Source organism: Stenotrophomonas sp. 278 (genome assembly GCF_003935715.1).
GTDB lineage: Bacteria > Pseudomonadota > Gammaproteobacteria > Xanthomonadales > Xanthomonadaceae > Stenotrophomonas > Stenotrophomonas maltophilia_AH.
Genome location: NZ_RHPP01000153.1, coordinates 1 through 9,099, shown reverse-complemented (window position 1 = coordinate 9,099; position 9,099 = coordinate 1). Strand labels below are relative to the sequence as shown.

The 9,099-nt window shown below is 67.1% G+C and carries 5 protein-coding genes; all 5 read left to right on the top strand.

The genetic code is table 11. The features are described from left to right. Positions 1-189: 189 nt before the first annotated feature. Entirely contained in the window at positions 190-2,250 is a 2,061-nt protein-coding gene (locus EGJ34_RS18625) for a TonB-dependent copper receptor (protein ID WP_125361953.1), read from the top strand. Between the two features lie 399 nt (positions 2,251-2,649). Beyond that, positions 2,650-3,780 (top strand): efflux RND transporter periplasmic adaptor subunit, encoded by a 1,131-nt coding sequence (locus EGJ34_RS18620; protein ID WP_125361952.1) that lies wholly within the window; start codon positions 2,650-2,652, stop codon positions 3,778-3,780. Further along, positions 3,777-6,902: an efflux RND transporter permease subunit gene (locus EGJ34_RS18615; protein WP_125361951.1), complete on the top strand. Its 3,126-nt coding sequence runs from the start codon at positions 3,777-3,779 to the stop codon at positions 6,900-6,902. The genes EGJ34_RS18620 and EGJ34_RS18615 overlap by 4 nt, the downstream gene beginning before the upstream one ends. A 119-nt stretch (positions 6,903-7,021) precedes the next feature. Next, complete coding sequence (locus EGJ34_RS18610; protein ID WP_125361950.1) at positions 7,022-8,539, top strand: alanine/glycine:cation symporter family protein; 1,518 nt, start codon at positions 7,022-7,024, stop codon at positions 8,537-8,539. Beyond that, the coding region (locus EGJ34_RS18605; RefSeq protein ID WP_125361949.1) for an RNA methyltransferase substrate-binding domain-containing protein at positions 8,532-9,099 on the top strand (568 nt) is incomplete at its 3' end. The genes EGJ34_RS18610 and EGJ34_RS18605, both read left to right, overlap by 8 nt.

The following is a 9,099-nucleotide window of genomic DNA, read 5'->3' as shown; positions in this document are numbered from 1 at the left end:
GCGCTGGCCCGCCCACGGTGCCCGCGGCCCCCCAGCGCACCTCGCCGGTTGATGCCTCGCAACTCTGCGGTTGAACCGTAGAGCCACGCCCTGCGTGGCTGCGCGGCCACGTCCGGACACCTGCCCGATCCCTTCAGCCGCACGCCCCCAACGGTGGCGCGTGCTCCTGCGTGTTCCTGGAGTTCCAACATGACGTTTGCATCCCGCCATCCGGGCGCATTGACGCGCCTGTCAGCCTGTCTTTCCCTCGCACTCATCAACCCCGTGCTGCACGCCGCCGAGCGCGACGATGCCCGCACCCTCGACACCCTGGTGGTCACCGCCGCCGCGCCGTCCTCACCCCTGCAGTGGGTCACCGACCCACGCCTGCCACGCCAGCCGGTTCCGGCCAGCGATGGCGCGGATTACCTCAAAACCGTGCCCGGCTTCTCCGCGATCCGCAACGGCGGCACCAACGGCGACCCGGTGCTGCGCGGCATGTTCGGTTCGCGCCTGAACATCGTGAGCAACGAAGGCAATCTGATCGGTGCCTGTCCCTCGCGCATGGACAACCCGCTGTCCTACATCGCCCCGGAAACCTTCGATCGCCTCACCATCATCAAGGGCCCCCAGAGCGTCCGCTGGGGAGCCGGCGCGTCTGCCGGCACCGTGCGCTTCGAGCGCGAAACGCCGCGCTTCGACGCGCCCGGCATCGACCTCGACGCCAGCGCACTGGTCGGCTCGCGCAACCGCAATGACCAGGTCCTCGACCTCACCGCCGGGGCTTCGCAGGGCTATGTGCGGGTCAACGGCAACCGTTCCGAAGCCGATGACTACAAAGACGGCAACGGCGATGTCGTCCCTTCGAAGTGGCGCAAGTGGAACAGCGACGTCGCCATCGGCTGGACCCCTGACGCGGACACCGTGCTGGAGCTCTCCGCCGGCACCGGCGATGCCATCGCCCGCTATGCCGGCCGCGGCATGGACGGTGCCGCATTCAAGCGGACCAGCTACGCCGCGCGCTTCGAAAGGGACAACCTGCCCGGTGCGTGGGACAAGCTGCTTGCCAACGTCTACTACAACGACGCCGACCACCTGATGGACAACTACACCCTGCGTGAGCCCAACATGGCCAGCAGCATGCCGATGCCGATGGCCGCCAACGTTGATCGCCGCACCAACGGCGGCCGCGTTGCCGCCGAATGGCGCTGGCAGAATGTGGCCGTCGTGGCCGGTTTCGATGCCCAGGACAGCCGTCACCGCAGCCGCAGCGGCATGGGTCGCAACACCTACCGCCAGCAGCCGTGGAGCGTTGACGCCCGCTTTGCGCAACGGGGCGTCTTCAGCGAGATCACCCTTGGCGAAGGCACCGCCCAGCGCTGGGTCACCGGCCTGCGCATCGACCGCGCCGAGGTCACCGATGAGCGCCGCAGCGGCGGCATGATGGGCATGCCCAATCCCACCGCCGGCCAGACCCGTCGCGAAGATCTCGGCAGCGGCTTCTTCCGCTGGGAGCGCGATTTCAGCAGTGCGCTCACCGCGTATGCCGGTGTTGGCCATAGCGAACGCATGCCCGACTACTGGGAATTGTTCTCGCCCGACAGTGGCCCCGATGGCAGCATCAACGCGTTCAGCAGCATCCAACCCGAAAAGACCACACAGCTCGACCTTGGCGTGCAGTACCGCACCGAACGCCTCAATGCCTGGGTTTCCGCCTATGCCGGCCGCATCCAGGATTACATCCTGTTCACTTACCGCGCCGGCGGCATGATGGGCAGCAGCAGCCAGGCGAGCAACATCGATGCGCGCATTGCAGGTGCCGAAGCCGGTGCTGAACTGCAGGTCGGGCAGGGCTGGAAGCTGGGCAGTACCCTGGCGTACGCGTGGGGCGAGAACCGCAGCAACGGCAACGCGTTGCCGCAGATGCCGCCGCTGGAAGCCCGCCTCACCGCCAACTGGGAAGGCGCGCGCTGGAGTGCGGGTGCCCTGGTCCGCGCGGTGGCGCATCAGCATCGCGTGGCGACCGGGCAGGGCAATGTGGTGGCGCAGGATCTGGGGCCCAGCGCCGGATTCGCCACGTTGGCGTTGAATGCCGCATACAGGTTCAGCGACAGCCTCTCGATCAGCGCCGGCATCGATAACGTGTTTGACCGCGCCTACAGCGAGCATCTGAACCTGGCCGGGAGTGCGGATTTCGGGTTCCCCGCCGATCCCGTGCGCATCAACGAGCCGGGCCGGACGGCGTGGTTGAAGGTGAATTACCGGTATTGAGGGCCGAGCGAACCGGGCACCGCGAAGCCACGCAGGGCGTGGCTCTACGGCCGGTTTGCGATAGACCATCGGGGGCGGGGGCCAGGTATCCTCCGGAGGGACACTCCACGGCATGGATGCCGTGGAGTAGCCTACATGGACGTACTTGCGGCGTGTCCCGGAGCGAGGGTGCCTGGCCCCCGCACCGCACGGAACAACCGAAACGCTGCTCTTCGCGACCAAGTCGAGGCAAACCGACACGCACTGACACACACCGACACACACCCCGCACAGCCCAGCACGAAAGGGGTTTCCGGTGTCACCCCACGGCCGTGAAGGCCCCGGTAAACGCTTGGCACATATGCCCTCACGGATCGGCCGCTACACTCGGCCGTCGTAGAATCTTTGGGGTTTTTCTGCATGTTGGTACGCATCACCGCGCGCATCGCCGCTGGCTTGGGTCTGGCCCTTCTGGCCGCCTGTGGCAGCAAGGACGAGGCCGCCCGCCGGCAGGCTGAACAGGTCCCGGTGACCACCCAGGTGGTGCAGACCTCCGCATGGAACGACACCCTCCAGGCCCTCGGTACCGCCAAGGCCCGCGAATCGGTCACCGTGACCGCCAAGGTCAGTGAAATCATCGAGCGCGTGCACTTCGAAAGTGGCCAGCAGGTTGCCGCCGGCACCCCCCTCGTCACCCTGCGTGGCCAGGCCCAGCAGGCCGCTCTGGTCCAGGCCCAGGCCACGTTTGCCGAGGCCGACCAGCTGTACAAGCGCCAGCGCGAACTCGCCGCCCAGCAGCTCGTCGCCAGTGCCACCCTCGATACCCAGCGCGCCATCCGCGACGCAGCCGAAGCCCGCGTGCTCGAAATGCAGTCCGACATCGGCGACCGCCGCGTCCGCGCCCCCTTCGCCGGCGTGCTCGGCATCCGTCAGGTCAGCGAAGGTTCGCTGGTGACCCCCACCACTGTCATCGCCACCCTTGATGACATCGAACGCATGCACGTCGACTTCCAGGTCCCCGAAGCCGAGCTCGCCTCGCTTGGACAAGGCGACAAGGTCACCGCCACCAGCGTCGCCTATCCCGGCCGCACCTTCGAAGGCGAAGTCGCCACCATCGACACCCGCGTCGACCCCGGCACCCGCGCCGTCACCGTCCGCGCCGACTTCATCAACGCCGACCACGCCCTGCGTCCCGGCATGCTGCTCGACGTGCGCATGTTCCGCCCCGAGCGGCAGGCGCTGGTCATTCCCGAAATCGCCGTGGTCCAGGTCGGGCGTGAATCGTTCGTCTATCGCGTGAAAGCCGATCAGAGCGTCGAACGCGTCGATGTGGTCAGCGGTGCGCGCCGCGCCGGCGTCGTCGAGATCCGCGAAGGGGTGAAGGCCGGCGACCGCATCGTCGTCGACGGAACCGGCAAGCTCCGTCCCGGCCTCAAGGTCAGCGACACGCCTGCCGCCGCACCGTCGCCGGCACCCGTTGAAGGCCCGGCCGGCACCCCGCCGCCGCAGCCTGCGCAGAAGGCCACCGCTCCAGTGGAACGCGCCGGATGAAACTCTCCGACATCTCCATCCAGCGGCCGGTGTTCGCCGTGGTGATGAGCCTGCTGCTGGTAGTGCTGGGCATCATGTCGTTCACCCGGCTCACCCTGCGCGAACTGCCCGCCATCGACCCGCCGATCGTGTCGGTCTCGGTCGATTACACCGGTGCCTCCGCTGCGGTCATCGAAAGCCGCATCACCCAGGTGCTGGAAGATGCGCTGGCCGGCATCGAAGGCATCGACACCATCAACGCGCGCAGCTCCAACGGGCGCTCGCAGGTCAGCATCGAGTTCACCTCCAACCGCGACATCGAGGCGGCCGCCAACGACGTGCGTGACGCCGTCAGCCGCGTCGCCGACCGCATGCCCGAAGAGGCGCGCCCGCCGGAAATCGCCAAGGTCGAGAGCGACGCCGACCCGATCATCTGGTTCAACATGACGTCCTCCAGCATGAACACGCTGGAACTGAGCGACTATGCCGACCGCTATGTCGTGGATCGCTTCTCCAGCCTCGACGGCGTCGCCCAGGTCCGCATCGGTGGTCGCCAACGCTACGCCATGCGCGTGTGGCTCGACCGCGACCAGCTGGCCGCACGCGGCTTCACCGTGGGCGATGTGGAAACCGCGCTGCGCAACGAGAACGTCGAACTCCCGGCCGGCCGACTGGAATCCACCGACCGCGACTTCACCCTGCGCGTGGAGCGCAACTATGTGAAGCCGGAAGACTTCGCCACCATTCCGCTCGGCAAGGGCGCGGACGGCTACGTCGTGCGCATGGGCGACGTGGCGAAGATCGAGCTGGCCTCGTCCGAACGCCGCGCCTACTACCGCAGCAACGGCGAACCCGGCATCGGCCTGGGCATCGTCAAGACGTCCACCGCCAACTCGCTGGACGTGGCCCGCACCGCACGTGCCGAGGCCGAGCGGGTCGGGGAAACACTGCCGGATGGCACCCACATCTTCGTCGCCTTCGACAACACCACCTTCATTGAAGCCGCCGTAGACCGCGTCTACGCCACGCTGGTGGAGGCGATGCTGCTGGTGCTGGTGGTGATCTGGCTGTTCCTGGGCAGCTTCCGCGCCGCGCTGATTCCGGCGGTGACGGTACCGGTGTGTCTGGTCGCCGCCTTCATCGCGCTGTATGCGTTCGGCTTCTCGATCAACCTGCTCACCCTGCTGGCGCTGGTGCTGTGTATCGGCCTGGTGGTCGACGACGCCATCGTGGTGGTGGAGAACGTGCAGCGTCGCATCGACCTCGGCGAGCCGCCGCTGGTGGCGTCCAAGCGCGGTACCGCGCAGGTGGCGTTCGCGGTGATCGCCACCACCGCCGTGCTGGTGGCGGTGTTCCTGCCGGTCGGCTTCCTGGAGGGCAACACCGGCCGCCTGTTCCGCGAACTCGCGGTTGCGCTGGCCGCTGCCGTGGCGTTGTCGGCGTTCGTGGCGCTGACGCTGACCCCGATGATGGCGTCCAAGCTGCTCAAGCCTCACACCGGCCAAGCCCCCAAGGGGCTGCATGGTTTCATCAACCGCAATCTGGACCGGGTTTCGGCCCGTTACGGTCGTTTCCTTGACGCGCACGTCGGCCGCACCTGGATGTACATCGCGGTGATGGTGCTGGCGCTCGCCGCCAGCGCGCTGCTGCTGAAGGTGCTGCCTTCGGAGCTGGCTCCGGCGGAAGACCGCGGCTCGTTCCAGATCATGATCGATGGCCCGGAAGGGGCTGGCTACGACTACACCGTGGGCCAGGTGGAGCAGGTGGAGCAGATCGTGACCGGCTTCGTCGGTGACGACAAACCCATCGCCCGCGCCAACCCGCGCGTACCCGGTGGTTTCGGGGCCAGCGAGGAAATGCACACCGGCCGCATCAGCGTGTTCCTGCAGCCCTGGCGCGAGCGCGACACCAACACCATGGACGTCGCTGCGGAACTGCAGAAGCACCTGGACGTGATGCGCGGCGTGCGCGTGCGCACCCAGGTCGGTGGCGGGCTGGTGCGCAGCGGCGGACAGCCGTTCCAGATCGTGCTGGGCGGGCCGGAGTACGCGGAAATCGCCCAGTGGCGCGACCGCATGCTGGCGCGCATGGCCGACAACCCCGGCCTGGTCGGGCCGGATTCGGACTACAAGGAAACCCGCCCGCAGATGCGGGTGAACATCGACCGCCAGCGTGCGGCCGATCTGGGCGTGTCGGTCACCGCGATTGGCTCGGCGCTGGAAACCATGATGGGCTCGCGCCGGGTCACCACCTTCGTCGACAACGGCGAGGAGTACGACGTGCTGGTCCAGGCCGGTCGCGAAGGCCGCGCCACCCCGGACGACCTGGCCGCGATCCGGGTACGTGCCAGCAGTGGTGAACTGGTGCCGCTGTCCAACCTGGTCACCCTCAGTGAAGTGGCCGAGGCCGGTAACCTGAACCGCTTCAACCGGCTGCGCTCGATCACCATCAGTGCCGGCCTGGCTCCGGGTTACCCGCTGGGCGAGGCGATCGCGTGGGCCCAGCAGACCGCTCGTGAAGAACTGCCGCAGCACGCCCAGATCGACTGGAAGGGCGAGTCGCGTGAGTACCAGAACGCCGGCAGCGCCGTGCTGCTGACCTTCGCCATGGCCCTGCTGGTGGTGTACCTGGTGCTGGCCGCGCAGTTTGAAAGCTTCATCCACCCGCTGGTGATCATGCTCACGGTGCCGCTGGGCGTGCTCGGCGCATTGCTCGGTCTGTACGTGAGTGGGGGCACGATCAACCTGTTCAGCCAGATCGGCATCGTCATGCTGGTCGGGCTGGCGGCCAAGAACGGCATTCTGATCGTCGAATTCGCCAACCAGCTGCGCGACGAGGGCCGCGACGTGCACCGGGCCATCGTCGAATCGTCGATGGTCCGCCTGCGTCCGATCCTGATGACCTCCATCGCCACCGTGGTGGGTGCCGTCCCGCTGGTGGTCGCTGGCGGCCCGGGTTCCGCCAGCCGCGGCACCATCGGCATCGTGGTGATCTTCGGCGTCACCGTGTCCACCTTCCTGTCGTTGTTCGTGGTCCCGGCTTTCTACGCCGTGCTCGCCCCGTACACCCGCTCGCCCGAAGCCGTCGCCCGCGAGCTGGAGAAGCAGGAAGCCGAAACCCCGTCCGTGGGCGGTCACGCGTAACCTGAACGGTGCCAACCAACGGTTGGCACCTATCGGCGGGGGCTTCAATCAGCGAGAATCGAGGCGGTCCCTTCCAGCCGACGGGACGCCCTTCAATTTCCGCCGACTGGAGAGAGCGCGTGGAAGCAGCCGTACATTTCATCAATGGCATCATCTGGAGCAAGGCACTCATCGCTGTGTGCCTGCTCGCGGGGCTGTACTTCAGCCTGCGCACCCGTTTCATGCAGCTTCGTGGCTTCGCGGAGATGTGCCGCCTCACCGTGAAGGGCGAAAAGTCCGACGCCGGTGTTTCCTCGTTCCAGGCGCTGGCCATGTCGATGGCCGGGCGCATGGGCATCGGCAACATCGCCGGCGTGGCCACCGCCATCGCCTTCGGCGGTCCCGGTGCGATTTTCTGGATGTGGATCATGGGCTTCCTCGGCGCATCCACATCGTATGTGGAATGCACCCTGGCGCAGATCTACAAGACCAAGGACGCCGAAGGCCGCTATCGCGGCGGCCCGGCGTACTACATTGAAAAAGCCATGGGCCTGAAGTGGTACGCGATGGCGTTCGCCATCGCCACGATCATCGCCGCCGGTTTCCTGATGCCGGGCGTGCAGGCCAATGCGATTGCCGACAGCATCATCAACGCCTGCCGTGGTGGTGCGTTGTGCGGTCCGCTCGACGGCCAGGCGTTCGGCATGGAATCGGTTGCCGCGCTCAAGCTCGGCATCGGCATCGTGGTGGGCCTGCTGCTGGCCGTGGTGATCTTCGGTGGCGTCAAGCGCATCGCCAGCTTCGCCGAGATCGTGGTGCCGTTCATGGCCGCCGGCTTCATCCTCACCGCGCTCGTCATCATGGTCATCAACTACGACCGCGTGCCGGAGATGTTCAGCATCATCTTCAAAAGTGCGTTCGGCACCCATGCCGCGTTCGGCGCGATGATGGGCCTGGCGATCGAATGGGGCGTCAAACGTGGCATCTACGCCAATGAGGCCGGCCAGGGCTCGGGTCCACACGCGGCCGCCGCGTCGGAAGTCTCGCACCCGGCCAAGCAGGGCTACGTGCAGGCATTCGCCATCTACTTCGACACCATGATGGTGTGCACCGCCACCGCCTTCCTGATCCTGGCCAGCGGCACCTACAACGTGTATTCCCCGGTGGAGGGCGCAGCGCCGATCTTCCAGGGCCTGGCCGGCATTCCGGAGGGGGCGGGTTATGCCCAGGCCGGCGTGGAAGCGGTGCTGCCGGGATGGGGCGCTTCGTTCGTCTCGCTGGCGATCTTCTTCTTCGCCTTCACCACCATCATGGCGTACTACTACATGGCCGAGACCAATCTCAGCTATGTGAACCACAACCGGCACCGCCCGCTGACCGTTCTGGTGCTGCGTTTGGGCATCATCGGCATGGTGATCTTCGGTGCCTTCCACAATGCCACCCTGGCCTGGGGCCTGGGCGACATCGGCGTGGGCCTGATGGCGTGGCTGAACATCATTGCCATCTTCATCATCCAGAAGCCGGCCATGCTGGCCCTGCGTGACTATGAGCGGCAGAAGAAGCTGGGCCTGGACCCGATCTTCGACCCCGATGCACTGGGCATCAGAAACGCCGACTTCTGGCGTCAACGCAAGCTGGAGCTGTCCCGTAGTGAATGATCCCTGGAAAAACGCACGCCGCCCGTCGGCGCGCCCGCCCCGCGCCACGCCGCTGCCTCCCCGCGAGAGCGGCGGGCAGGGCGGCGGTCACGGCACGCCGCCCGGGCGTGGCAGCGACGAACTGCGCCTGTACGGCCTGAATGCCGTGCTGGCGTTGTTCGAGCGTCGCCCGCAGGCGCTGCGCAAGCTGTATCTGACCGAAGCGATGATCCCGCGCATGCAGCCTGTGCTGAAGTGGTGCGTGGCCAATCGCGTGGGCTACCGCGTGGTGGAAGAGGGCGACCTCAACAAGCTCGCCGCCACCACCCATCACGAGGGCGTGGTGGCCGACGTGCTGCGTGCACCGATGCTGGAGCTCAGCGCATGGCTGGATGCGCTGCCGGCGGACAAGCCGGTGCTGGCCCTGTGGCTGGACGGCGTTGGCAATCCGCACAACTTCGGGGCCATTCTGCGCTCGGCCGCGCACTTCGGGGTGGCGGGGCTGCTGCTCCCGCAGGGCGCAACGCTGGCGCTGTCCGGTGCCGCCGCGCGGGTCGCCGAAGGCGGTGCCGAAGCGGTAC

What these genes read in the sequence shown, in the direction of transcription:
- EGJ34_RS18625 (WP_125361953.1), top strand. Translation starts at nt 190, where the DNA reads ATGACGTTTGCATCCCGCCATCCGGGCGCATTGACGCGCCTGTCAGCC.
- EGJ34_RS18620 (WP_125361952.1), top strand. Translation starts at nt 2,650, where the DNA reads ATGTTGGTACGCATCACCGCGCGCATCGCCGCTGGCTTGGGTCTGGCC.
- EGJ34_RS18615 (WP_125361951.1), top strand. Translation starts at nt 3,777, where the DNA reads ATGAAACTCTCCGACATCTCCATCCAGCGGCCGGTGTTCGCCGTGGTG.